Below are 23,511 nucleotides of genomic sequence, written 5' to 3' on the forward strand. Positions count from 1 at the left end.
CAACCAAGGGCTATATTGATCATGATTGTCTCATTTCGCCACAAGGGATTAGGCCTGTTTTTTGAGTCCGGTAGCCTGAGAGGAATACAACCTCATCATGCGATGCGCCTAAAAAATTTACTAGCGGCATTGGATACGGCTGGAGCCGCAGAGGATATGGATCAGACCGGTTTAAATTTCCACTTACTGAAAGAAGTGAAAAAACCGCGTTGGTCTATAAAGGTAAATGAAAACTGGCGACTGACATTCGAATTGGAAAGCAGCAATGCTTATGTGATTGACTATGAGGATTATCAGTAATGAAAATGTACAATCCGCCGACCTACCGGCGAATTTATTGCTGAATTATACCTAAAGCCAAATGAAGTTAGTGCTCGCCAATTTGCTGGACAATTAGGCGTATCTCCGTCGACAGTGCATCGGCTTTTAAATGGCCAATCAAGGATCAGTCCGGCCATGGCGGAGCGTCTTTCAAAGGCTACAGGCCGGTCTGTGGGAAGCTGGATTCGGCTACAAGAGATGCAGGATCGCTGGCGGGAGCGGCTGCGTAATGCCGCTTAGTATGCCGAATTTTGGCAGATTCGTGCCAATAATTGGCATGGATTGGGCGAAAATATAGGCGCTATGCCTCGTAGCGCCGTAATCCGTCCAAATCGAGGATGCGGATGCCGCCGTAATCCAAACTCAGCAATCCCTGTTTCTCCAAAAGCTGCAGCGCCTGATTCGCGCGCTGGCGCGAGGCGCCGGATAATAATCCCAATTCTTCCTGCGAGATATGTACGATCTTGTCCAAGCCCGGATATAAATGCGAATGAAATAACGATGCCAAACAGCGCGCCACCCGCGTATCAGGATTTAATAAGCGGTCATTCTCTACCATCCCGATAAACTGCCCCAAACGCTCATTTAATTGCATCAACAAAAACCGCGTAAAAGGCAAGCTGCTATCCAATAGCCACATAAAAGTAGCTGCCGGCATGCGCGCAATCCGGCTGTCGCGCAAGGCCATCGCATCGTATTTGAGTATTTCGTTTTTTAAAACCGTGCCCTCGCCAAACCAGCCGCCGGGAGGCACGCCGGTAAATGTCACGCTTTTACCATCGGAAGAGAAATTATTCATCTTCACCATGCCGTCGATAATGCCGAGCCAATTCTCCACCATGTCGCCCTTACGGCAGACATAACCGCCCTTGGGCACAAAAGTTTCAAACGTATCGGCTTCGACCCGCGCCATTTGTTCCGGCGTCAAGTCTTTCGCCCAGATCGCCGAACGCAACGCTTCCTGCAAAGTGATTTGGTTTCGATCAGACATTTTTTTGCAATGCACCATAGAAAGTCGGCCAATTGTCGTCGAAAAGACAACCTGCCTTCTCGCGGCACGCTAATATCATCACACAAAAAGAAACAGCAACAGGAGACACTGGTGCAAACAGCTTACGAGACTTTTCCTCGCCGCTTGCTCGCCCATGGCCAAGTCCGGCCGGGGAAACCCGCGTTTCGAGAAAAATACCTGGGCATCTGGCAAAGCTGGAACTGGGCCCAGGTCAACGACGAAGTGCGCGCCCTCGCCTGCGGACTGGCCGCGCTCGGCTTCGAACGGGGCATGAATCTCGCCATCATCGGCGACAACCGTCCGCGCCTGTACTGGTCGATGCTGGCCGCCCAATGCCTCGGTGGCGTGCCGGTGCCGCTGTACCAGGACGCGCCCGCCGCCGACATGGCCTACGTACTGGAAAACGCCGAAATCCATTACGCCATTGTCGAAGACCAGGAGCAAGTCGACAAGTTGCTCGAATTGCAAACGTTGTATCCGCACATACGCCATATCGCCTACGACGACGAGCGCGGCATGCGCCACTACCGCCAGCCCAGCCTGATCTCTTTCGCCCGCCTTCAGGACATGGGGCGCGCCTGGGACAAAGCTCATCCCGGTTTCTTTGATGCGCAAGTGGCCGAAGGCCGCGCCAGCGACAATGCCATCATCCTGTACACCTCCGGCACCACCGGCAAGCCCAAGGGCGTGTGCCAAACCCACGCCGCACTGCTGGCGGCGGGCGATGGCGGCGTCGGTTTCGAGAAGCTAACTGATGAGGAAGACATCCTCTCCTACCTGCCAATGGCGTGGGTGGGCGACTGCCTGTTCTCCTTCGCGCAGGCAATGACTGCCGGTTTCACGGTCAATTGCCCGGAATCCGGCGAAACCGTCATGACCGATATGCGCGAAATCGGCCCGACTTATTACTTCGCCCCGCCGCGCGTGTTCGAAAACATGCTGACCACGGTGATGATCCGCATGGAAGACGCCGGCGCCATCAAACGCCGCATGTTCCATTACTTCATGGGTGTGGCGCGCCGCTGCGGTGCTCAAATTTTAGACAGCAAGCCGGTGGCACTGGGCGAACGCCTGCGCTACGCCGTCGGCAAGATGCTGGTCTACGGCCCGCTGAAGAACGTGCTTGGGATGTCACGCATCCGCGTCGCCTACACGGCAGGCGCCGCGATCGGCCCCGATTTATTCCGCTTTTATCGCTCAATTGGCGTCAACTTGAAGCAATTTTACGGATCGACCGAAACCTGCGCCTACATCTGTTTGCAACCGGACGGCCAGATCAAGTTCGACAGCGTTGGCCTGCCTGCCCCAGGCGTGGAGGTGAAGCTGGCCGATAACGGCGAAGTTCTCGTCAAATCGCCGACGTTAATGGACTGTTACTACAAGCGCCCGGACGCCACCGCCGAAGCGATCGATGAACATGGCTATTTCCACACCGGCGACGCCGGCCTGTTCGACCACGAAGGCCATCTCAAAATCATCGACCGTGCGGCCGACGTCGGCCGCATGAACAGCGGCGCCATTTTCGCGCCCAACTACGTCGAAAACAAGCTCAAGTTCTTCCCCTTCATCAAGGAAGCGGTGGTGTTTGGCCACCAGCGCGACGAGGTGTGCGCTTTCATCAACATTGATATGGAAGCGGTGGGCAACTGGGCCGAACGGCGCAGCATTGCCTATTCCGGCTACACGGATCTGGCCGCGCATCCGGCCGTGTACGGGCTGGTGCGCGACTGCATCGAACAAGTCAACGCCGACCTCGCCGCCGAGCCGGCCATGAGCGACACGCAAATCCACCGCTTCCTCGTCTTGCACAAGGAGCTCGATCCCGATGATGACGAGCTGACCCGCACGCGCAAAGTGCGCCGCAAATTCATCGCTGAAAAATACGCGGTGCTGATCATCGCGCTTTACGGCGGCAAGACCTCGCAATACATCGAGACGCAAGTCAAGTTTGAGGATGGCCGCAGCGGCGTGGTGGCGGCCGATCTCAAAATCGACAGCTGCAAAACCTATCCTGCCGTGCAGGCAGCGGCATGACGGAGGAGGCGCATATGCAGATGAATGAACCAGACGCCCACTTTGTCACCACCAAGCGCGAAATCGGCCCGGTCATCCTCGACCTGAAAAACATCTCGCTGTCGTTCGGCGGCGTGAAGGCGCTGACCGACATTTCCTTCGACGTGCGCCAGCACGAGATCCGCGCCATCATCGGCCCAAATGGCGCCGGCAAAAGCTCGATGCTGAACGTGATCAACGGCGTGTACCGCCCGCAGCAAGGCCAGATCGTCTATCGCGGCGAGGTACGCAAGAATATGGATTGCTACGCCGCCGCCAAATCCGGCATCGCCCGCACCTTCCAGAATATCGCCCTGTTCAAGGGTATGACAGTGCTGGACAACATCATGACCGGCCGTAACCTGAAGATGAAATCCAACTTCCTGATGCAGGCCTTGTATTGGGGCCCGGCGCGGCGCGAGGAAATCGCCCACCGCATCAAGGCGGAAGAAATCATCGATTTTTTAGAGATTCAAGCCATCCGCAAAACGCCGGTGGGCCGCCTGCCCTACGGCTTGCAAAAGCGCGTGGAGCTAGGCCGCGCGCTGGCCGCCGAGCCGGAAATCCTGCTGCTCGACGAACCCATGGCCGGCATGAACGTCGAAGAAAAGCAGGACATGTGCCGCTTCATACTCGACGTGAACGACCAATTCGGCACCACCATTGTGCTGATCGAGCATGACATGGGCGTGGTGATGGATATCTCGGATCGCGTGGTGGTGCTCGACTACGGCAAAAAAATCGGCGACGGCACGCCGGACGAAGTACGCAGCAATCAGAATGTGATCAACGCTTACCTTGGGGTGGGCTGCTAATGAATCTCAACTTCTTCTTTGAAGTGCTGATCGGCGGCCTGCTATCCGGCGTGATGTATGCGCTGGTGGCGATTGGCTTTGTGCTGATCTACAAGGCCTCCGGCGTATTCAATTTTGCGCAAGGTGCGATGGTGTACTTCGCCGCGCTGACCTGCGTCGGCGTGATGGACAAGCTAGGCGTGTCGCTGTGGATCGCGCTGCCGATCACTGTCGCGGTCATGATTCTGCTCGGCCTATCAATTGAACGCGTGGTGCTGCGGCCCTTGGTCAATCAGCCGGAGATCACACTATTCATGGCGACCATCGGACTGGCGTTTTTCATCGAAGGCTTGGCGCAGCTGGTGTTCGGCGCCCAAGTGCGCAAGCTGGAACTGCCGATTGAAGACGTGCCGTCGCAGTACCTGATGGACAACTACAACATCCTCGTCTCGCAATTCGACATCATGGCGGCGCTGGTGTGCGGCTTGTTGGTCACCTCGCTGGCCCTGCTGTTCTCGAAAACCAAGGTAGGCCGCGCCTTGCGCGCCGTGGCCGACGATCACCAAGCCGCACTAGCCGTCGGCATTCCGCTGCAACGCATCTGGGCCGTGCTGTGGGCCGTGGCGGGCCTGGTGGCGCTGGTGGCGGGCATGCTGTGGGGCGCGCGCAATGGCGTGCAGTTCGCGCTGACCTTCGTGGCGCTGAAGGCACTGCCGGTGCTGATCCTCGGCGGCTTCACTTCCATGCCGGGCGCGATTGTCGGCGGCCTGATTATCGGCGCGTCGGAAAAACTGGCCGAGGTGTACATCGGCCCGATGGTCGGCGGCGGCATCGAGGGATGGTTCCCTTACGTGCTGGCCCTGTTGTTCCTGCTGGTGCGGCCCGAAGGGCTGTTCGGCGAAAAAATCATCCGAAGGATCTGAGCCATGCTCTATCGCGAAGCAGGACAATTCAAAACCAGCTATCAAGCCGACGGCCAGATTTTCCCGATCCTGCAAGACCGCCTTGCGCTGCTTGCCTTGCTGGTGATCGCCATCGTGGTGGTGCCGCTGGTCGCATCGCCGTACGCACTGTCGGCGATTCTGATTCCGTTCCTGATCTTTTCGCTGGCGGCGCTTGGACTGAACATCCTGACCGGCTACGCAGGCCAGCTATCGCTAGGCACGGCGGCCTTCATGGCAGTCGGCGCGTTTGCATCGTATAACTTCATCCTGCGCATACCGGGCCTGCCAGTGCTGCTGGCGTTTGTGCTGGGCGGCTTGAGCGCGGCGCTGGTCGGCATTGCGTTTGGCTTGCCGTCGTTGCGTATCCGCGGTTTTTACTTGGCCGCTGCCACGCTGGCCACGCAGTTCTTCGTGGTCTGGTGCCTGACCAAGATTCCTTACCTGACCAACTACAGCAGCTCCGGCGTGATTACCGCGCAGCCCATCGTCATCCTCGGCTACGCCTTTGATACGCCGGATCGCAAGTACCTGCTGGTGCTGGCCGTGGTGGCCGTGATGGCGCTGCTGGCCAAGAACATGATCCGCTCCAACGTCGGCCGTTCATGGATGGCGGTGCGCGATATGGACGTGGCGGCCGAAGTGATAGGCTTCCGCCTGATGCGCACCAAGCTGCTGGCGTTTGCCGTTAGTTCCTTTTACTGCGGCGTAGCCGGCGCGCTGTACGCATACGCCTACCTCGGCACCGTGGAGCCGGAAGCGTACAACCTCGATCTGTCGTTCCGTATTCTGTTCATGATTATCATCGGCGGCGTCGGTTCGGTACTGGGTTCTTTCCTCGGCGCGGCCTTTATTGTGCTGCTGCCGGTGCTGTTGAATGTCGTTGCGCATAGCCTTGCGCTGCCGACCAGCGTCGCCTCCAACCTGGAGCTGATGGTGTTCGGCGCGTTGATTATATTTTTCCTGATCGTCGAGCCTCACGGCCTTGCGCGCCTGTGGCAAATAGGTAAAGAGAAGTTGCGTCTGTGGCCGTTCCCCCATTAAAAAATCAGAGGAGACACACTATGAAACGCTTTTCATCCATCGTCGCCGGAATCACACTCGCTGCCAGCGGCACCGCCATCGCGCAGCCTGCGGAACAGTACATCGCCCTTCCCTCGTATCGCGTCGGCCCTTATGCGGCGGGCGGTTCGGGCTTTTATGGCGGCATCATCGACTACTTCAACCTGGTGAATTTGTCAGGCGGCGTGAATGGCGTGAAGATTTCGTGGGAAGAGTGCGAGACCGAATACAACCCATCGCGCGGCGTGGAGTGCTACGAGCGTTTGAAAACCAAGAACGGCGGCGCAACTTTGGTGGAGCCTTTGTCCACCGGCGTGGCTTACGGAATTCTCGATCGCCTCGCTGTCGATAAAATTCCAATGACGATGATCGGCTACGGCCGTTCGGATGCCGCCAACGGCAAAGTGTTCCCCTACGTGTTCCCGCTGATTACCAGCTACTGGAATCAGGCTGCGGCCATGATCAAGTACCTCGGCGATAAAGAAGGCGGCATCGATAAACTGAAAGGCAAGAAGATCGTGCACCTGTATCACGACTCGGCATTCGGCAAAGAACCCTTACCGGTGCTGGAGGCGTTGAGCAAGCAGCACGGTTTTGAACTGATCAAGATTCCGGTCACACCGCCAGGCAGCGAGCAGCAATCGCAATGGCTGCAAATTCGCCAGGCGCGCCCCGATCACGTGATTCTGTGGGGCTGGGGCTCGATGAATGCGGTCGCCATCAAGACCGCGCAGCGCAACGGCTTCCCGCGCGAGAAAATTCTCGGCGTGTGGTGGGCCGGCTCGGAAGAAGATACCGTACCTACCGGCGATGCGGCCAAGGGCTATAGCGCGATGACCTTCAACACGCCAGGCAATTACCCGGTGATGGACGAGATCCGCAAAAAACTCTATGCCGACGGCAAGGGCAACCTGGCCGACGCATCGCGCATCGGCAGCGTGTACCACATGCGCGGTGTGAGCGCGGGCATTCTGTGGGTAGAGGCGATCCGCGCCGCGCAGGAGAAGTTCGGCAAAGGTAAGCGCATAACTGGCGAGCAAATGCGCTGGGGGCTGGAAAACCTCAATGTGGATGAAGCGCGCTTGAAAGCCGTCGGTGCATTTGGCATGCTGCCATCGGTGAAAACCAGTTGCGACGATCATGAAGGCTCGGGCGCGGTAAAAGTCCAGCAATGGGACGGCAAGAAGTGGAACGCCATCACGCCAAACTGGATCGTTGGCGACAAGGCCTTGACCCGCAAGCTGCTGGAGGAAAGCTCCGCTGCCTACGCGGCCGAGAAAAAAATCACGCCGGCATGCATGAAATGACCACCACTCCGTACCTGTCTGTGAATAACGTGGAAGTTATCTACGACCACGTTATCCTCGTGCTGAAAGGCGTCTCTTTGCAAGTCCCGCAGGGGAAGATCGTGGCCCTGCTGGGCGCTAACGGCGCGGGTAAATCGACCACGCTGAAAACCATCTCCACCCTGCTGCGCGGCGAACGCGGCGACGTCACCAAGGGCGAGGTCCAGTTCAAGGGCGAACGCATCGACCATCTCACGCCGAATGAACTGGTCAAGCGCGGCCTGTCGCAAGTGATGGAAGGCCGCCACTGCTTCGGCCACCTGACCATCGAAGAAAACCTGCTGACCGGCGCCTACACCCGCACCGACTCGCGCGCAGAACTCAAGCAATCGCTGGAAAAGGTCTACCACTACTTCCCGCGCTTGAAAGAACGCCGCAGCAGCCAAGCAGGCTACACCTCGGGCGGCGAACAACAAATGTGCGCCATCGGCCGCGCGCTGATGGCCAAGCCTTCCATGATTCTGCTCGATGAGCCATCAATGGGCATCGCGCCGCAAATCGTTGAGGAGATCTTCGGCATCGTCAAGGACTTGAACAGCAAGGAGAACGTGTCCTTCCTGCTGGCCGAGCAAAACACCAGCATCGCGCTGCGCTACGCGGACTTCGGCTACATCCTCGAAAACGGCCGCGTGGTGATGGAAGGCGCGGCGGCCGACTTGTCCTGCAACGAGGACGTGAAAGAGTTCTACCTCGGCGTCTCCGGTGCGGGCCGCAAGAGCTTCCGCGACATGAAATTCTACCGGCGCCGCAAGCGCTGGCTGGCATAAGGAACACGATGAATCTGACGAAGGCCAAGGCTTACTGCCGCAAACTACCCGGCGCCACAGAAGACATCAAGTGGGAAACCAATCTGGTGTTCTCCATCGGCGAAAAAATGTTCGCCGTGACCGGCGCCGATGGCAGCGAGCGTGGCATCAGCTTCAAGGTCGACGACGACCGCTTCCTGGAACTGACCGACCGCCCCGGCATCATTCCGGCCCCCTACCTGGCGCGCGCCAAGTGGGTCTACATCGAAGATCCGAAAGCGATCAGCGATACGGAAGTGGCCGAGCTGCTGCAGCGATCCTACGAGCTGGTATTCGCCAAACTGACCAAGAAGCTGCAACGCGAAATTCAAGGAATATAAACATGGCCGACACTTTCGATAGCCTGGAAGCCCGCCCGCCGGAACAGCGCGAACGCGAGTTGATGGCGCGCCTGCCACAGCTGGTGGCACGCGCCAAGGCGGCGGCAGGATGGTCGCGCATTCTGAAGGACGTCAACGCCGCCGACATCAGCAGCCGCGCCGCGCTGGCGACGCTGCCGGTGACGCGCAAGTCCGACCTGCACGCGCTGCAAGAGCTGCAAGCACCGTTCGGCGGCTTGAACACCACGCCGGTCGGCCAATTGGCACGCGTGTTCATGTCGCCCGGCCCAATCTTTGATCCTGAAGGCCGCAGCGCTGACTGGTGGCGTTTCGCTCGTCCACTGTACGCGGCGGGCGTGCGCCCCGGCAGCCTGCTGCAAAACTGTTTCTCGTATCACTTCACGCCGGCCGCCTTCATGGTGGACGGCGGTGCAGCGCGCCTGGGCTGTGCAGTGATCCCGGCCGGCAGCGGCCAAACCGAAATGCAGGTACAAGCCATCCATGCGCTGCGGCCGGACACCTACGTCGGCACGCCGTCCTTCCTGAAGATCATCATCGAGAAAGCGCAGGAGCTGGGCACGGACATCAGCAGCATCAGGCGCGCCTTGGTCAGCGCCGAAGCGCTGCCGGAGTCCTTGCGCACATGGCTGGCCGAACATGGCGTGCCGCAGGTGCTGCAATCCTATGCTTCCGCCGATATCGGCAGCATCGCCTACGAAACGCGCAGCGGCGACATGCGCGATCCCGGCATGGTGCTGGATGAAGACGTGATCCTCGAAATCGTTCGCCCCGGCAGCGGCGAGCCCGTACCTGCGGGAGAAGTAGGCGAAGTGGTCGTCACCGTGTTCAACCCGGACTACCCGCTGATCCGCTTCGCCACCGGCGACCTGTCAGCGATTATGGCCGACGCGCCACCATCGGACTGCGGCCGCACCAACACCCGCATCAAGGGCTGGCTGGGACGCGCCGACCAAACCACCAAAATCCGTGGCATGTTCGTTCATCCGTCGCAGGTGCACGACATTGCGCGCCGCCACCCGGAGATTGTGAAAGCGCGCCTCGTGGTATCAGGCCAGATCGCGCAGGAGGCGATGACGCTGCATTGCGAAGTGGCCGATCCTGCCAGCGCCAGCGACGCCGCCATTGTTGAATCAATCCGCACCCTGACCAAGCTACGCGGCGAAGTGCAGTTTGTCGCCGTGGGCAGTCTGCCCAATGACGGCAAGGTGATAGCCGACATACGCGACTATACGTAATTGAGGGATAATATCGGTCTTCATTCGTTTTTAAATTCGTTTTTAACAAAAAGATCATGCAAGACTTCCACCACAACCGCGCCCGCGCCCTGCTGGAGAGCGCCGAAGAACTGTTCACCAAGCAGGACGTCGACAACGCTGTCAGCGCCATGGCCGACACGCTCAATGCCCGCTACAACCAGCCCGATGCCGAAGAGTTCCCGCTGGTGCTGGGCGTGATGGGCGGCGCCGTGGTCTTCACCGGCAACCTGCTGCCGCAGCTGACCTTCCCGCTGGAATTCGACTACATCCACGTCAGCCGCTACGGCGACGAGGACAAGGGCGGCGAGGTAGTGTGGAAAGTGGTGCCGCGCTCGAACGTCAGCGGCCGCACCGTGATCGTGCTCGATGATATCCTGGACGAAGGCGAAACGCTGGCCCACGTCAAGCAGCGCTTGCTGGACATGGGCGCGAAGGAAGTGATCCTCGCCGTGTTCGCGGACAAGGCGATCGGCAAGGTCAAGCCGGTGAAGGCGGACATCGTCGGCATCACCATCCCGAACCGCTTCGTGGTCGGTTTCGGCATGGACGCTTACGGCTACTGGCGCAACCTGCCGGGCCTGTGGGCGATTAACAATCCTGACGCCAAGGGTTAAGGGCGCAGCTGATAGGCGTCGATGAATTTGCGCACGCCTTCCGGGTGTGCCGTCTTCCACGTTTCAAACTCGGCGCGCCACGATTCCTTGTACTGCAACAGCAGCAGCGCAGCTTCTAGCTGATCGGCCTTGGCCAGCTGCTGCATGGTTTTCAGCGCCGGATCCTGCAACTCGCCGCCGCCCTTGGCCGACAGCTGGTCGGCAATCGCCAGCGCCTTGCGCCATGCTTCGGCCTCCGTGGCAAACGGCGTAACGCTGGCCTTGCCCTCGCGCGCGGCCTTGTCTTCAACCGCCCGCTGCGTTGCCAGCGACATCCAGAATCCGGCGTCCGGCTGCTTGGCCGGATCTAGCGATTTTAGCGATGGATCAATCTGCAAATGCAAGGTGCGCGTGGCAGGGTCGAGCTCAGCGCTCGCCTTGCGCACCAGGTTCAGGGACGTCAGCGGGAAGCCGCTCATGCTGCGCAGCTGATTAAGCTTGATCCAGTTCGGCATCTGGCTCGGCTGCGCGGCGATACCGCTCATCAGCGCGCCCTCGGCGGGACCAGGCTTGTCCTGCGACACCAGCGCATCGGCGAGGAAGCGCCAGCCCTGCGAATTGAGCGGCTCGGCCTCCACGCCCTTGCGGAAGCGCTGCTCGGCCTCGGCGTATTTTTTCTGGAAGTAGAAACAGTCGCCGGCGTAAATCCACGCCACCGAATACTTGGGATCGAGCGCCGCGGCGCGCTCGTAGTGCACCAGCGCTTCATCGAGCTTGCGCTGGTTGAACAACAATTCGCCCTCGTGCAGCGCGGCTGCCGCTTCCGGTGTTGGCTCGTGCAGCGGCAGCGGCTTGTCATCGCTGAGTTCACGCAGCACTTCCTGCGCCACCGCATCGCTGGCATGCATTTGCAGCGCCTGCCGCGCCAGACCTTCCGATTGCTGCCGCAGCTTGGCCGCGTCGTCCCCCTGCATCTGCTGCGACATCCGCAACAGCATGCCGGCAAGACTCGACAGCGGCAGGGATGAAACTGGATCGGCCTGCGCCGCCGCCGAGAACTTCTCGAACGCATCCTTGTACTTGCCCTGCGCCTGGAACAAATGCCCTTGGTGGATCAGCGCCTCCGCCTCGGCGTTAATCGGCACCAGCCCCTGCGCACGGCCCACCGTACATGCCAGCGCCAGCAACAGCGCTATGAGTTTCTTCATGATTCCGTCCAGTTGTTATCTGAACGGACATCTTATCTGAAAAATATTACAGTGCCAGACGGGCGCGGGCGGCGTCGTATTCGCGCTTGAGGCGTTCGACCATTTCGCCGGCCGATGGGATGTCGTCCATCAAGCCCACGCCTTGGCCGGCGCCCCAGATGTCGCGCCATGCCTTGGCGCTGCTGGAACCAAAGTTCATGGCGGTCTTGTCGGCGGTCGGCAGCGCGTCCGGGTCGAGGCCGGCGGCGACGATGGATTTTTTCAGGTAATTGCCGTGCACGCCGGTGAACAGGTTGGAGTAGACGATATCGGCGGCGGTCGATTCGACGATGGCCTCACGGTAGCCGTCGCTGACGTTGGATTCCTTGGTCGCCAGCCAGCGCGAGCCGATGTACGCGAAATCCGCGCCCATGGCCTGCGCCGCCAGGATGGCATCGCCGGTGGCAATCGAACCGGACAGGGCGATCGGGCCTTTGAAGAACTTGCGCACTTCACCGACCAGCGCGAACGGCGACAGCGTACCGGCGTGGCCGCCGGCGCCGCTGGCCACCAGGATCAGGCCATCGACGCCCGCTTCCAGCGCTTTTTCCGCGTGACGGATCGAGATCACATCGTGCAGCACGATGCCGCCGTAACTGTGGATGGCGTCCAGCATCTCTTTCGGCGGCGCCCGCAGCGAGGAAATGATGATCGGGATCTGGTGCTTCACGCACACTTCCACGTCATGCGCGAGGCGGTCGTTGGACTGGTGCACGATCTGGTTGACGGCGATCGGGCCGACGCGCTTGTCCGGGTTGGCGGCCTGGAATTCCGCCAGTTCTTTTTGCAGATCGGTCAGCCACACGTCCAGCAGCTCGGCCGGGCGCGCGTTCAGCGCCGGGAAGGAGCCGACGATGCCGGCCTTGCATTGTGCCGCCACCAGCGCAGGGCCGCTGGCAATGAACATCGGGGAAGCGATGACAGGGAGGGAGAGGTTTTGCAAGACTGCAGGCAGGGTCATGGCGTGCTCGCTGACGTGAGTTAATCGGTTCAAACGATTATAGATCGAAAATAGTACGACCGTGCAGAAACTGGAGAGCTTACTCTAGTTTATTCGTTGAGTAAGTACTCACCCTCGACGCGGGCCGCAGCCCCGCGCACCAACTGCGCCACCGCCCACTTGCCCAAGTCGTCCGGCGACTGCTGGAGGAAGTTGCTATTGGCCGCCGCGAACACCGGCATTGAGGTCAGCAGCACCGGCACATCAGCCAGCGGAATGCGCTGGCGCTCCAGCAGCAGGAACTTGAGCAGCACCTTCAGCGCGTTCTGCGCGTTGCGCAGCGGGTCGGCGGCAAGGTAGTCCAGCCGCGAGCGGGCGCGCGCCACGGCGCCGGCCACATCGGTGAACGGCGCGCCGTGGCCGGGGATGACCGCGTTCACATCGAGGCCGGCGATCAGATCCAGCGTGGCGCGCTCCTCGGCAAAGCCGGACTTGCCGTCCAGCTCGGGGAAGATCACGCCGAAGCCGTTTTCCCACAGTGCGTCGGCCGAGACCAATACTTTCTCTTGCGGGCAGTAGAAGATCAGCGAGTGCGGATCGTGGCCGGGTGCGGCCAGCGCTTGCCATTCCATGTCCGCCAATGTCAGCACCTCGCCAGGGGCGATGGTGGCGTCGAAAGTGAAGCGGTCGCAGCGCTGGCCGGTGGCCTTGAAGCTCAGTGCTTCGACGTCCCAGTGCCGGACTTTTTCCGCCTCCGCCACCGGGATCGAGGTCTTGCAGCCGAAATGGGCTTGCAAGATGGCGTTGCCGCCGCAGTGATCCGAATGCAGATGGGTGTTGAGGATTTGATCGAGATGGCGGCCATGCAGCGCGTGCCGTACCAGCTCCAGCGTTTGTTGCGCGTGGCTGACGTAGCCGGTATCGATAATCGCCGTGTCGTGCCGGCCCAGCAGCATGATGTTGTTGGACGAGAGCCAACCGCGCTCAAACACCTGTATCGAATCCGGCAGGGCGTTCATTCTTCCTCGTCGAAATGGACGGTGGCGCGCCGCTCGGGCAATTCGGCCCAGACCGCGCGTTTGAAATCGTCATCGGCCTTGCCCCATGCCACGATTTCAGGAATGGTGCGCAAGCACCCCATGCAATAGCGGCGCTCGCTGTCCATTTTGCACAGGCTGACGCAAGGCGACGGCACCGGGGAGGGGATTGTGTTGGTTACTTCACTCATGGCGACATTATGCCGTGAAGCCGCTTGACTTGGGGCGGTTGCGGCGTAGACTACCATCCATATAGATGGCGATTAGATGGAGACAATAATGGCCTTGCAAGAAATAAAGCTGAAGACCGCAGAATCAGAAAAAATCACCATTAATCTGGGCCCGATCGACTTAGGCCAGATTGACCTGCTGGTGCAGGAAGGGTTTTACTCGAACCGCACCGACCTGATTCGTACTGCGATCCGCAACCAGCTGAACCAGCACGCCGAGGTGGTCAAGCAGACCGTGGCGCGTAAAAGCCTGGTACTGGGCATGCAGCATTACTCGCGCGCCGACCTGGAAGCGATCCAGGCGGCCGGCCAGCGGCTGCAAATACAGGTACTGGGCTTGGCCAGCATTGCCAGCGACGTTTCGGTCGAATTGGCGCTGGCGACGATTGAATCCATTTTTGTCCTCGGTTCGCTGCATGCCAGCGCTGTCCTCAAGACTGCACTGGCGCCGCGCATCCACTAAGGAGTGCCATGAAACTCAATTTCCTCACCCAAATGCGCGAAGCTGCGCAACAATTAATCAACAAGGGCATCCCTTTGCAGCGCGCTTTCGAACGGCCGTCCATGCGCGATATTAATCCGCCGCCGCCAAATGCCGCGCCACGCACGCCTGAGCCGGCGCCAAGCACGGCGCCGGAGCCCGCGCCAAGCACGGCGCCGGAGCCCGCGCACACGCCGAATCCGGCCACTCATCCGGCCGAATATGCGCAAGATATTCTCAACCGCATGGGCATCAACATTGATTTGCAGGCGAATCTGGGCCACGCCATCGATTTGGGTTCGCTGCTGCATCCGTCGCCGGCACAGCCCGTCACGGAAGGGGCGCAATTTATTAGTGGCAGCTACACCAATCACGCCGGCACCCGCAATTACAAGCTGTACATTCCAGCCAGCTACCACGGCCAAGCCATGCCGCTGCTGGTGATGCTGCACGGCTGCACGCAGAACCCGGATGATTTCGCCGCCGGCACGCAGATGAATCAGCTGGCCGAGGAGATGGGCTGCCTGGTGGTCTACCCGGAGCAAAACGCCCAGGCCAATCATTCCAAGTGCTGGAACTGGTTCAACGCGATCGACCAGCAGCGCGGGCAAGGCGAGCCGTCCATCATTGCCGGGATTGCGCAGCAGATTATTGAGGAATATCCGGTCAACGAGCGGCAGGTGTATGTGGCCGGCTTGTCGGCAGGCGGCGCGATGGCGGTGATCGCGGGCACCCTGTACCCGGAGCTGTTTGCGGCGGTGGGCGTGCATTCAGGCTTGCCGTTTGCATCGGCGCAGGATTTGCCGTCGGCGCTGACGGCGATGAAGCGCGGCGTGCATCGGGCGGCCAAGGCCGGGAATCCAGCGCAGCCGATTATCGTGTTCCATGGCGATAATGACACCACGGTGAACCCGGTGAACGGCGAGCAGGTGATGGCGCAGCGGCTGCACCACCACCGCGGCGCGCGGCCGTCGGTGCAATCGGGAACGGTGCCGGATGGCTACAGCTACACGCAAACCACGCACCTCAAGGCGGATGGCACGCCGGTGGGCGAGCACTGGGTAGTCCACGGTGCCGGCCACGCATGGTCAGGCGGCAGCGCCTCCGGCAGCTACACTGACGCCAAGGGCCCCAACGCCAGCCGCGAAATGCTGCGCTTTTTCCGTACGGTGAGTTGATCAGCCGGTAACCAAGCGAACCACAATGCCGAGCAGCGCTACAACATTAGTCACGGTGAATCCCACCATCCAGTAGTACACCCGGTCTATCCGGTTGGTGAGGCGAGCGTCGAGCTGATCCATCCTCTCGATGGTGTAGCGTTGGACATAATCGATCTTGTCACGCAAGGCGTCAAATTGCGCCATTACGGCTAGGTGGTTTTGTTCTTGCGTACGCTGCAGGGTGGCAAGAATGCTGGTGACATTGTCCATTTGGGTCTCCAGCCGCACGATGCGGACGATGTGAGTATCGTCTGCCGCGCCACTTTGATTGTCAAGCGAGGTCGGGCTTGGGATGATCAATGATGTGCTGCTTCAGGCAGTCCGGGCACCAGCAGCTGGCGCCGGGGGCGGAAGGGACGGCCACCGCTGGCGGCAAGGTGGTGCACCAGCAGGGCAGCGCCGGTGCCGCTGGATCGGCGTCCTTCATGGCGCAGGAGAATTGCGCGCCGCAGCGCGAACAAGTACTCATGTTATTTCCAAGGCAATCATCACCGGCCAGCGTAGCCGAGCTTCCAAGAAAATACAACCAGATGGCCCTATAATGCGTACTTGACGCGCCATCTGGCTGTAAAATTGCGCCCAAAATCTTTTACCGGACTCGCCATGACCCAACTGACCAACTTGAACTTAGGCATGAATGACGATTTGACCGCGGTTGCTCCGCAGATCAAGGCGCAGATTTTGGCTGAGGCTCTTCCTTACATCCGTAATTACCACGGCAAAACCATCGTCATCAAATACGGCGGCAACGCCATGACCGACGAACGCCTGAAACACGGCTTCGCGCGCGATGTCATTTTGCTCAAACTGGTCGGCATGAACCCGGTCGTGGTGCACGGCGGCGGTCCGCAAATCGACAACGCCCTGAAAAAAATCGGCAAGCAAGGCACTTTCGTGCAAGGCATGCGCATCACCGACGAAGAAACCATGGAAGTGGTGGAGTGGGTGCTGGGCGGCGAAGTCCAGCAAGATATCGTAATGCTGATTAACCACTACGGCGGCCAGGCCGTCGGCCTGACCGGCAAGGACGGCGGCCTGATCCGCGCTCGCAAGATGGCCATGCCGGACAAGGACAATCCGGGCCAGACGCTGGACATCGGCTTCGTCGGCGAAATCGAGGCGATCAACCCGGCCGTGGTGAAAGCGCTGCAAGACGACGCCTTCATTCCGATCATCTCGCCGATCGGCTTCGGCCAGGATGGCCAGGCTTACAACATCAACGCCGACGTTGTCGCCGGCAAGATCGCCGAAATCCTGAAAGCCGAAAAGCTGATCATGATGACCAACATCGCCGGCGTGCAAGACAAGCAAGGCAACCTGGTGACCGACCTGTCGGCGCGCGAGATCGACGAGATGTTCGCCGACGGTACGATTTCGGGCGGCATGCTGCCTAAAATTTCATCAGCCCTGGACGCTGCCAAGTCCGGCGTGAACACCGTCCACATCATTGATGGACGAATTGAGCATTCTTTATTGCTTGAAGTCTTGACCGAACAGGCATTTGGCACTATGATCCGGTCTCACTGAAAAAAAGGCGGTCTCGCCGAAGTTCGGTGAAACCGCCACATTTTCAAAATGCCCTTGTAGCTCAGTGGTAGAGCACTCCCTTGGTAAGGGAGAGGCCACGTGTTCAATCCACGTCAAGGGCACCACTCCTCGCAGCACCCTCCCCGCTTAGTAGATACGTTCCACCGACAGCCCGCGCTTGCGCAGCAATTCCGGCACGCTCGTTTTGCCGACCAGGTGCAGCACGCCGATTGCCGCCACGCTGTTGTTCTCACGCGCCATCAACTTGATCATGCCGTCGGCCAGCGCCGGATTGCGGCCATCGAGCAGCACCTGCTGCACGAAGCGGCCGGAGAAGGTGTCGTCCTGCTCCGCCTTCAGCGCCAGCGCGTCCAGCGCCTGCACGTCGGCGTTGCGCCACGCGTCGGCGATCTCGCGCGCCTGCGCGGCCTGCTCCTTGTCCTCGATGCCGGCGATGGCCTCTTGCAGGAACAGCAGCTGCTCGGCGGGCGTCATCTTGTCGAACAGCGCCATCTGGCTATCGGCCGTTTCCAGCTCGACGATTTTCTGGCCGGCGGCATGCGCCTGTTTCGACAAATGCGCATCGACTGCCAACGAGGCGTCGTAGCCCTGCGCCGCAAACTCGCTCACCGTCAGCAGGCTGGCGAGCAGCCAGGGCTTCATGGCGGCCACCGATTCGGGCTCGATGTTGTACTGCTTGAGCAAGCGGTCAAGACGCTGGCGCCAGGCCGGCGTCATGCCCACCAAGCCCTTGTTGCTTAAGCCATGCTGCTGCACCGCGCGCGCCAGCTTTTGCGGATCGCCGAGCGGGTCGATTTCCAGCGCCAGCACCGGCGCTTTTTTCAGCAGGCCGGCAAGGCGCGGCTCCAGCGGGTAAAAATCTTTCGAGCCAACGTGGATGGTGCCGAACAAATACAGCGTGTGCGCGCCCTGCTGCACCTTGAACAACGCGCCGCGATTTTGCACTGCTGCCGGATCGGCCGCCCAAGATGGGCCGAGCACAAAAAAGAACAAACTACAGAACATCACTATAATTTGGCGCTGCATGGTTTCCTTTATTGTTAGGTCTGACGTGAATATTACTCGCTCCAAGCCCGTATGGCTGTTTGATCTCGATAACACGCTGCACAACGCGTCGCACGCCATCTTCCCCGCGATCATGGCCGGCATGAACAGCTACCTTGCGCGCTTGCTGGGCGACGGCGTCACGCCTGCCAGCGACGATGTCGTCAACGCCACCCGCACCATGTACTGGCAGCGCTACGGCGCCACCACGCTGGGCGTCGTCAAGCACCACGGCGTCAAGGCCGAGCACTTTTTGGATGCCACCCACCGCTTCGACAATCTGGAATCCATGATCCGCGCCGAACGCGGATTGCGGCAGCTGCTGCGCCGCCTGCCCGGCCGCAAAATCCTGCTGACCAATGCGCCGCACCGCTACTCGTCGCAAGTGCTGCGCCACCTCGGCTTGCAGCGCCAGTTCCAGCACCACGTGGCGGTGGAAGCGATGACCGTGCATCGCCACATGCGCCCCAAGCCGTCCAAGCTGATGCTGCATAAACTGATGCGCCATCACCGCCTGACGCCGGGCCGCTGCATTCTCGTGGAAGACACGCTGGCCAACCTGCGCAGCGCGCGCGAAATCGGCATGCGCACCGCGTGGGTCACGCAATACCTGACCATTGGCGACACGGCCGGCCTGGCCCATCCTCAAAAAAGGTTAATTCGCCCCGCTTATGTCGATGTCAAAGTAAAATCTGTCAGGAACCTGCCGGCGCGTATGCACCGCCTGCGCTGACAAACACTGTTTTATTTAACCTGCGAGATCATATGGCAAGCACACCGCCAGGCCAGCGCCGTTTGCAAATCCTGCAGGCGCTGGCAGAGATGCTGGAACAACCCAAGGGCGACAAGATCACCACCGCTGCGCTGGCGCGCAAGCTGGAATTTTCCGAGGCCGCGCTGTATCGGCATTTCGCTAGTAAAGCGCAGATGTTTGAGGGGCTGATCGAGTTTATCGAGTCCAGCGTATTCGGCCTGATTAACCAGATCGCCGACCGCCAGGAGGACGGCCTTGCGCAGGCGCGCGACATCGTCGCCATGCTGCTCAACTTCGCCAGCCAGAATCCCGGCATGACGCGGGTGCTGATCGGCGATGCGCTGGTCAATGAAGACGAGCGCCTGCAACTGCGCATGAACCAGTTCTACGACCGCGTGGAGCTGGCGCTGAAACAAGCGCTGCGCGTGGCCGCCAGCGAAGGCACGGCGCACGAGGCCGATGTGACGGCGCGCGCCGGTATGCTGACCAGTTTCGTCATCGGCCGCTGGCACCGTTACGCCAAGAGCGGCTTCAAACACAATCCGTCGCAGGACGCGGCGGTGCAAATCACCCTGCTGCTATCGTAACAATGAACACCGAAGTATTCGCCCTGCTGGACGACGCCAGCCCGGAAGCCACACAGACCGGCAGCCGTTCCCGCCTCTACACCGGCCACACCGGCACGCTGCGCTGCGACGACATCGCACAATGGCCGCAGGTGCTGGAGCAGATGCAGGTGGCGCTCGCGCGCGGCGAGTACGCGGTGACAGTGTGCGCGTATGAGTTGGGCGAAGAACTGCTGGCGCTCGATGCGCCGCGCCGTGCGCGCCATGCCAATGCGCCTCTTGCGCAAGTGCTGCTGTTTAACGACTGCGCGCTGCTGTCGCCGTCCGAGGTAGGCGACTGGCTGGCCGCGCGTTCCTTCCCGATCGAACGGCCAGCAGGCATTGCAGGCATCCGTCCCAACATCGACCAGGACGCGTTTAGCGCGGCGCTGGCGCGCATTCACGACTACATTGCGGCCGGCGACACCTACCAGGTCAACTACACCTACAGGCTGCGTTTTGATGCGTTCGGCGGTATCCATGCCTTGTACGCGCGTTTGCGCGGCCGCCAGCCCGTCCCATACGGCGCCTTGATCGCACTGGATGACGGCACCGCCGTGCTGTCGCTGTCGCCGGAACTGTTCGTGCGCCACACCGATGGCGTGCTGACCGCGCGTCCGATGAAAGGCACGGCGCCTGCTGCACCGCCGGCGCAGCAGGCAGAAAACATCCTGCGCGCCACCAACCTCGCCGCCGATCCAAAGAACCGCGCCGAGAACCTGATGATCGTCGACCTGCTGCGCAACGACATCGCGCGCGTGGCCACGACAGGCAGCGTGGAAGTACCGGCACTGTTCGAGGTGCACCGCTATGCCAGCGTGCTGCAGATGACCTCCACCATCACCGCGCAGCTGCGCGGCGACGCCACACTGAACGACATCTTCGATGCGCTCTACCCTTGCGGCTCCATCACCGGCGCGCCGAAACGCCGCACCATGGAAATCATCCGCGAGCTGGAGCCGGATGCGCGCGGCATCTACACCGGCGCCATCGGCTGGTTCGATCCGCGTGATGACGGCAAGGTGGGCGACTTCTGCATGTCGGTTCCGATCCGCACCCTGACGCTGCAAGCAGAAGGTGCGGACGGCGTGCGCAAAGGTGAAATGGGCGTCGGCGCCGGCATCGTCTTCGACAGCAACGCGCTGGAAGAATACGCCGAGTGCAAACTCAAGGCGCGCTTCCTCACCGGCCTGCAAAACGACTTCGATATTTTTGAGACCATGTACGCTACGCCGGCCGGCGGCATCCGCCACCGCGAGCGCCATCTCAAGCGCTTGGCTGCATCGGCCGTCTACTTCGGTTTCCCGTGGGATGAGAAAGCGGCCAACGCCTACATGGACGCGGCCAGCGCCATGCTGGAGCCGGAACACGCAGCCTACCGCGTGCGGCTGGCGATCAGTCCATCGGGCGCGTTCTCGGTGCAGCATGCGCCGCTGGCCACACTCGCCGGGCCAGTCCGCGTGCTGCTGGCCGACGACGCCAGTGATTTTACAAACAGCGAAGACCTATTCCTGCGCCACAAAACCAGCATCCGCGCGCGCTACGACGCCGCCTGGCGCGACGCCGAAGCACAAGGCGCCTTCGACACCCTGTTCTTCAACGAACGCGGGGAATTAACCGAAGGGGGCCGCAGCAACGTGTTGGTACGGGTGAATGGCCGCTGGCTCACGCCACCGTTAAGCAGCGGCGTGCTGCCGGGCGTAATGCGCAGCGTGTTGCTGGACGATCCAGACTGGAGCGCCAGCGAAGCCGTGATCACCCGTGCCATGCTGGAAGCGGCAGACGACATCGTCATCTGCAACGCCCTGCGCGGCGCCGTGCACGCCATCGTTAAATGAGGCTGGTGTTGGGTTACGTCTGATGCAGCATAGTTGATACCCAACAGGTGTGCTGGTATTAGTACCCCGAACGGAAGGGTCAGACCCCGTACGGGGTCTGACCCTGAGCTTAGCGGTGTGCGGGTTGGGCCGGTGCCGCGCGCTTTTAAGGCGACAGGCAGCGTCAACCCCGCTGCTACAAATCGATCATCGTCTCAAAGCCGCCGTAAATCATGCGCTTGCCGTCGAACGGCATGTTGGCCGGATCCATATAACTGGCGATGCGCGGGTCTTTCATCACCTTCTCGTTGATCTCGTCGCGGCGGGCGCGCGATTCGTAGGTGATCCACGAGAACACCACCACCTCGCCCTCCTCCAAAATGACGCTTTGCGGGAAGGACGTGAGCTTGCCGACCGGCGCGTCGTCGGCCACGTTTTCGCGGAATGACAGCGCGCCGTATTCTTTCCACACCGCGCCGCACTCGAGCGCCATTTTCTTGTACGCCTCAAGCTTGTCCTTGGGCACTGGAATCACGAAACCGTCTACGTAGGCCATGGCTGTCTCCTTGGAGTTGGGACGTTCAGCGTAGCACGAAGCGCTTGCGGTAAGCGCCCGGTGTCGTGGCGGCAAGACGGCGGAAATGATGGCGCAGCGATTCCTCCGAGCCGAAGCCGGCGCGCTCGGCAATTTGCGTCAGCGGCACATCCGGCTCCTCCAGCATTTCCTTGACGATGGCCACGCGCTCGCGGATCAGCCACTCGATCGGCCCAAAGCCGGTAGTCTGCTGAAACTGGCGCTGCAAAGTACGCGGGCTCATGGCCGCGCGCTCGGCCATGCTGGCCACGGTGTGCGGCTTGGCCGGATGCGTGCGCAGCCAATCCATCAGCTTGGACAACCTGCCCTGCTCGCCCTGCGCCATCGGACGCGGCAGGAATTGCGCCTGCCCGCCCTCGCGATGCGGCGCCACCACCAGTCGCTGCGCCACCATATTGCCGACCTTGGCGCCATGATCGCGCCGCACCAGGTGCAGCAGCATGTCCAGGCCGGCAGCCGAACCGGCGGCGGTGATAACTTGGCCGTTATCCACATACAAATCGTCGGGCTGGACTTGGATTTGTGGATAACGCCGCGCCAGGCGCTCGGCGTAGCGCCAGTGCGTGGTGGCGCGCTGGCCGTCCAGCACGCCGGCGGCGGCCAGCACGAACACGCCCGAGCAGATCGAGCACAGGCGCGTGCCGCGCGCGTGGGCGGCGCGTATCCACTCCAGCAATTGCGGCGGCGGCAACTCGTCGGCATCGCGCCAGCCGGGAATGACGATGGTGTCGGCCAGCGCCAGCAGCTCCGGCGCGTACGGCGCTTGCACGGTGATGCCGCCGGCGGCGCGGATCGGCCCCTGCTCCACTGCGCAGACAGCAAAGTCGTACCAGTCCACGCCCAGTTCCGGGCGATCCAAGGCAAACAGTTCGACCGTGCAGCCGAACTCGAAAGTACACAGCCGGTCGTAAGCCAGCGCCACCACGCGATGTTTTTTCATGGCGTAATCTTACCGCAGAATGGCATGTGCGCCACTTCTGGCCGTGACGCGGCGACCGCACAATGAGGCCATCGCTTACCACTACAGGAGATTCAGCATGTCCCTCGTTACCGCCATCCCCGCCGCCGACAGCGCCGCCGCCCTCGCCCACTTCGAAGCCAGCTTCAGCTTCGAGACCGATTGCTGGGACGTGCACGATGCGCTCGCCAGCGGCAAGCAGGACTTTGTTTTACTGGATGTGCGCGGCACGGAGAAGTACGCGGCCGGCCACGTACCGGGGGCACTCGATCTGGCGCACCGCAAGATCATCGGCTCGAAGATTGCCGAGTTCCCGGCCGAGACGCTGTTCGTGGTGTATTGCGCCGGCCCGCACTGCAACGGCGCGGCCCGTGCCGCCGTGCGGCTGGCGCAGTTGGGCCGCCCGGTCAAGGTGATGCCGGGCGGGATTACCGGTTGGCTGGATGAGGGCTTTGCCCTGGCCACCGTGGCAAACGGGCGCGACCATCCGCCAGCGGCGCTATAAACTGTG

At 61.0% G+C, this 23,511-nt stretch carries 28 protein-coding genes and 1 tRNA gene; 19 read left to right on the plus strand and 10 right to left on the minus strand.

The window, feature by feature from the left end:
• The first annotated feature begins 21 nt into the window (after positions 1–21).
• Positions 22–300, plus strand: a complete 279-nt coding sequence (locus GTP45_RS21480; protein ID WP_161015890.1) for a type II toxin-antitoxin system RelE/ParE family toxin — start codon at positions 22–24, stop codon at positions 298–300.
• A 36-nt stretch (positions 301–336) separates the two neighbouring features.
• The gene (locus GTP45_RS29355) at positions 337–561 is read left to right on the plus strand and encodes a HigA family addiction module antitoxin (RefSeq protein ID WP_371874498.1); all 225 of its coding nucleotides are present in this window, start codon (positions 337–339) and stop codon (positions 559–561) included.
• Between the two features lie 61 nt (positions 562–622).
• Here GTP45_RS29355 and GTP45_RS21490 read toward each other — a convergent pair whose 3' ends face one another.
• Positions 623–1,312, minus strand: a complete 690-nt coding sequence (locus GTP45_RS21490; RefSeq protein WP_161015891.1) for a Crp/Fnr family transcriptional regulator — start codon at positions 1,310–1,312, stop codon at positions 623–625.
• A gap of 108 nt (positions 1,313–1,420) precedes the next feature.
• Between GTP45_RS21490 and GTP45_RS21495 the strand changes: the two genes are divergently transcribed.
• Genes GTP45_RS21495 through GTP45_RS21535 form a run of 9 tightly spaced genes read left to right on the plus strand, consistent with a single transcriptional unit; the run spans position 1,421 to position 10,545 of the window.
• Positions 1,421–3,367, plus strand: a complete 1,947-nt coding sequence (locus GTP45_RS21495; RefSeq protein ID WP_229258597.1) for an AMP-binding protein — start codon at positions 1,421–1,423, stop codon at positions 3,365–3,367.
• Positions 3,368–3,381: 14 nt separating this feature from the next.
• The gene (locus GTP45_RS21500) at positions 3,382–4,200 is read left to right on the plus strand and encodes an ABC transporter ATP-binding protein (RefSeq protein WP_229258577.1); all 819 of its coding nucleotides are present in this window, start codon (positions 3,382–3,384) and stop codon (positions 4,198–4,200) included.
• A complete protein-coding gene (locus GTP45_RS21505; protein WP_161015894.1) occupies positions 4,200–5,102 on the plus strand; it encodes a branched-chain amino acid ABC transporter permease in 903 nt (300 codons plus the stop codon). Before GTP45_RS21500 ends, GTP45_RS21505 begins: the two co-directional genes overlap by 1 nt.
• A 3-nt stretch (positions 5,103–5,105) precedes the next feature.
• Positions 5,106–6,164 (plus strand): branched-chain amino acid ABC transporter permease, encoded by a 1,059-nt coding sequence (locus GTP45_RS21510; RefSeq protein ID WP_161015895.1) that lies wholly within the window; start codon positions 5,106–5,108, stop codon positions 6,162–6,164.
• Positions 6,165–6,184: 20 nt separating this feature from the next.
• Positions 6,185–7,489: an ABC transporter substrate-binding protein gene (locus tag GTP45_RS21515; protein ID WP_161015896.1), complete on the plus strand. Its 1,305-nt coding sequence runs from the start codon at positions 6,185–6,187 to the stop codon at positions 7,487–7,489.
• Positions 7,486–8,295: an ABC transporter ATP-binding protein gene (locus tag GTP45_RS21520; protein WP_161015897.1), complete on the plus strand. Its 810-nt coding sequence runs from the start codon at positions 7,486–7,488 to the stop codon at positions 8,293–8,295. The genes GTP45_RS21515 and GTP45_RS21520 overlap by 4 nt, the downstream gene beginning before the upstream one ends.
• A gap of 8 nt (positions 8,296–8,303) precedes the next feature.
• Positions 8,304–8,654 carry an MmcQ/YjbR family DNA-binding protein gene (locus GTP45_RS21525; RefSeq protein ID WP_161015898.1) on the plus strand — a complete coding sequence of 117 codons (351 nt, stop codon included), beginning with the start codon at positions 8,304–8,306 and terminating at the stop codon, positions 8,652–8,654.
• A 2-nt stretch (positions 8,655–8,656) separates the two neighbouring features.
• Complete coding sequence (locus GTP45_RS21530) at positions 8,657–9,910, plus strand: phenylacetate--CoA ligase family protein (protein WP_161015899.1); 1,254 nt, start codon at positions 8,657–8,659, stop codon at positions 9,908–9,910.
• A gap of 56 nt (positions 9,911–9,966) precedes the next feature.
• Positions 9,967–10,545: a hypoxanthine-guanine phosphoribosyltransferase gene (locus tag GTP45_RS21535; protein ID WP_161015900.1), complete on the plus strand. Its 579-nt coding sequence runs from the start codon at positions 9,967–9,969 to the stop codon at positions 10,543–10,545.
• On the opposite strand, the gene GTP45_RS21540 is transcribed toward GTP45_RS21535, so the two are convergent.
• From GTP45_RS21540 to GTP45_RS21555, 4 genes are all read right to left on the minus strand, one after another.
• Positions 10,542–11,732 (minus strand): tetratricopeptide repeat protein, encoded by a 1,191-nt coding sequence (locus GTP45_RS21540; protein WP_161015901.1) that lies wholly within the window; start codon positions 11,730–11,732, stop codon positions 10,542–10,544. The two genes, GTP45_RS21535 and GTP45_RS21540, sit on opposite strands and share 4 nt — an antisense overlap.
• Before the next feature lie 46 nt (positions 11,733–11,778).
• Positions 11,779–12,732 (minus strand): NAD(P)H-dependent flavin oxidoreductase, encoded by a 954-nt coding sequence (locus GTP45_RS21545; RefSeq protein WP_161015902.1) that lies wholly within the window; start codon positions 12,730–12,732, stop codon positions 11,779–11,781.
• A gap of 89 nt (positions 12,733–12,821) precedes the next feature.
• Positions 12,822–13,730, minus strand: coding sequence for an MBL fold metallo-hydrolase (locus GTP45_RS21550; protein WP_161015903.1), 909 nt, complete (start codon positions 13,728–13,730; stop codon positions 12,822–12,824).
• A complete protein-coding gene (locus GTP45_RS21555) occupies positions 13,727–13,939 on the minus strand; it encodes a DUF1289 domain-containing protein (protein ID WP_161015904.1) in 213 nt (70 codons plus the stop codon). The genes GTP45_RS21550 and GTP45_RS21555 overlap by 4 nt, the downstream gene beginning before the upstream one ends.
• 88 nt (positions 13,940–14,027) lie before the next feature.
• On the opposite strand from GTP45_RS21555, the gene GTP45_RS21560 reads away from it, so the two are divergent.
• Positions 14,028–14,441: a ribbon-helix-helix domain-containing protein gene (locus GTP45_RS21560; protein ID WP_161015905.1), complete on the plus strand. Its 414-nt coding sequence runs from the start codon at positions 14,028–14,030 to the stop codon at positions 14,439–14,441.
• Between the two features lie 8 nt (positions 14,442–14,449).
• Positions 14,450–15,637, plus strand: a complete 1,188-nt coding sequence (locus GTP45_RS21565) for an extracellular catalytic domain type 1 short-chain-length polyhydroxyalkanoate depolymerase (protein ID WP_229258578.1) — start codon at positions 14,450–14,452, stop codon at positions 15,635–15,637.
• On the opposite strand, the gene GTP45_RS21570 is transcribed toward GTP45_RS21565, so the two are convergent.
• Together GTP45_RS21570 and GTP45_RS21575 are read right to left on the minus strand one after the other, a co-directional pair.
• Entirely contained in the window at positions 15,638–15,889 is a 252-nt protein-coding gene (locus GTP45_RS21570) for a hypothetical protein (protein WP_161015906.1), read from the minus strand.
• A gap of 61 nt (positions 15,890–15,950) precedes the next feature.
• Entirely contained in the window at positions 15,951–16,148 is a 198-nt protein-coding gene (locus tag GTP45_RS21575) for a cysteine-rich CWC family protein (protein WP_161015907.1), read from the minus strand.
• Between the two features lie 164 nt (positions 16,149–16,312).
• Here GTP45_RS21575 and argB point away from each other — a divergent pair, with 164 nt between their 5' ends.
• Both argB and GTP45_RS21585 read left to right on the plus strand, forming a co-directional pair.
• Complete coding sequence (gene argB / locus GTP45_RS21580; protein ID WP_154358068.1) at positions 16,313–17,206, plus strand: acetylglutamate kinase; 894 nt, start codon at positions 16,313–16,315, stop codon at positions 17,204–17,206.
• A 50-nt stretch (positions 17,207–17,256) separates the two neighbouring features.
• Positions 17,257–17,331, plus strand: a tRNA-Thr gene (locus tag GTP45_RS21585).
• A gap of 22 nt (positions 17,332–17,353) precedes the next feature.
• On the opposite strand, the gene GTP45_RS21590 is transcribed toward GTP45_RS21585, so the two are convergent.
• Positions 17,354–18,253: a TraB/GumN family protein gene (locus tag GTP45_RS21590; RefSeq protein ID WP_229258579.1), complete on the minus strand. Its 900-nt coding sequence runs from the start codon at positions 18,251–18,253 to the stop codon at positions 17,354–17,356.
• Here GTP45_RS21590 and GTP45_RS21595 point away from each other — a divergent pair.
• From GTP45_RS21595 to GTP45_RS21605, 3 genes are read left to right on the plus strand one after another with little or no spacing between them, the layout of a single operon-like run.
• A complete protein-coding gene (locus tag GTP45_RS21595; RefSeq protein ID WP_161015908.1) occupies positions 18,252–19,004 on the plus strand; it encodes an HAD-IA family hydrolase in 753 nt (250 codons plus the stop codon). The two genes, GTP45_RS21590 and GTP45_RS21595, sit on opposite strands and share 2 nt — an antisense overlap.
• Positions 19,005–19,036: 32 nt before the next feature.
• Entirely contained in the window at positions 19,037–19,612 is a 576-nt protein-coding gene (gene slmA, locus GTP45_RS21600; protein WP_161015909.1) for a nucleoid occlusion factor SlmA, read from the plus strand.
• 2 nt (positions 19,613–19,614) lie between these two features.
• On the plus strand, positions 19,615–21,468 hold the full coding sequence (locus tag GTP45_RS21605; protein ID WP_161015910.1) for a chorismate-binding protein: 1,854 nt from the start codon (positions 19,615–19,617) through the stop codon (positions 21,466–21,468).
• A 175-nt stretch (positions 21,469–21,643) separates the two neighbouring features.
• Here the strand turns inward: GTP45_RS21605 and GTP45_RS21610 are convergent, their stop codons facing one another.
• The gene (locus tag GTP45_RS21610; RefSeq protein ID WP_161015911.1) at positions 21,644–22,003 is read right to left on the minus strand and encodes a DUF1428 domain-containing protein; all 360 of its coding nucleotides are present in this window, start codon (positions 22,001–22,003) and stop codon (positions 21,644–21,646) included.
• 25 nt (positions 22,004–22,028) lie between these two features.
• Positions 22,029–22,982, minus strand: coding sequence for a transcriptional regulator FtrA (gene ftrA / locus GTP45_RS21615; protein ID WP_161015912.1), 954 nt, complete (start codon positions 22,980–22,982; stop codon positions 22,029–22,031).
• 97 nt (positions 22,983–23,079) lie between these two features.
• Here ftrA and GTP45_RS21620 point away from each other — a divergent pair, with 97 nt between their 5' ends.
• A complete protein-coding gene (locus GTP45_RS21620; protein ID WP_161015913.1) occupies positions 23,080–23,505 on the plus strand; it encodes a rhodanese-like domain-containing protein in 426 nt (141 codons plus the stop codon).
• Positions 23,506–23,511 lie beyond the last annotated feature (6 nt).

This window comes from Duganella rivi (assembly GCF_009857435.1).
Taxonomy (GTDB): domain Bacteria; phylum Pseudomonadota; class Gammaproteobacteria; order Burkholderiales; family Burkholderiaceae_D; genus Rugamonas; species Rugamonas rivi.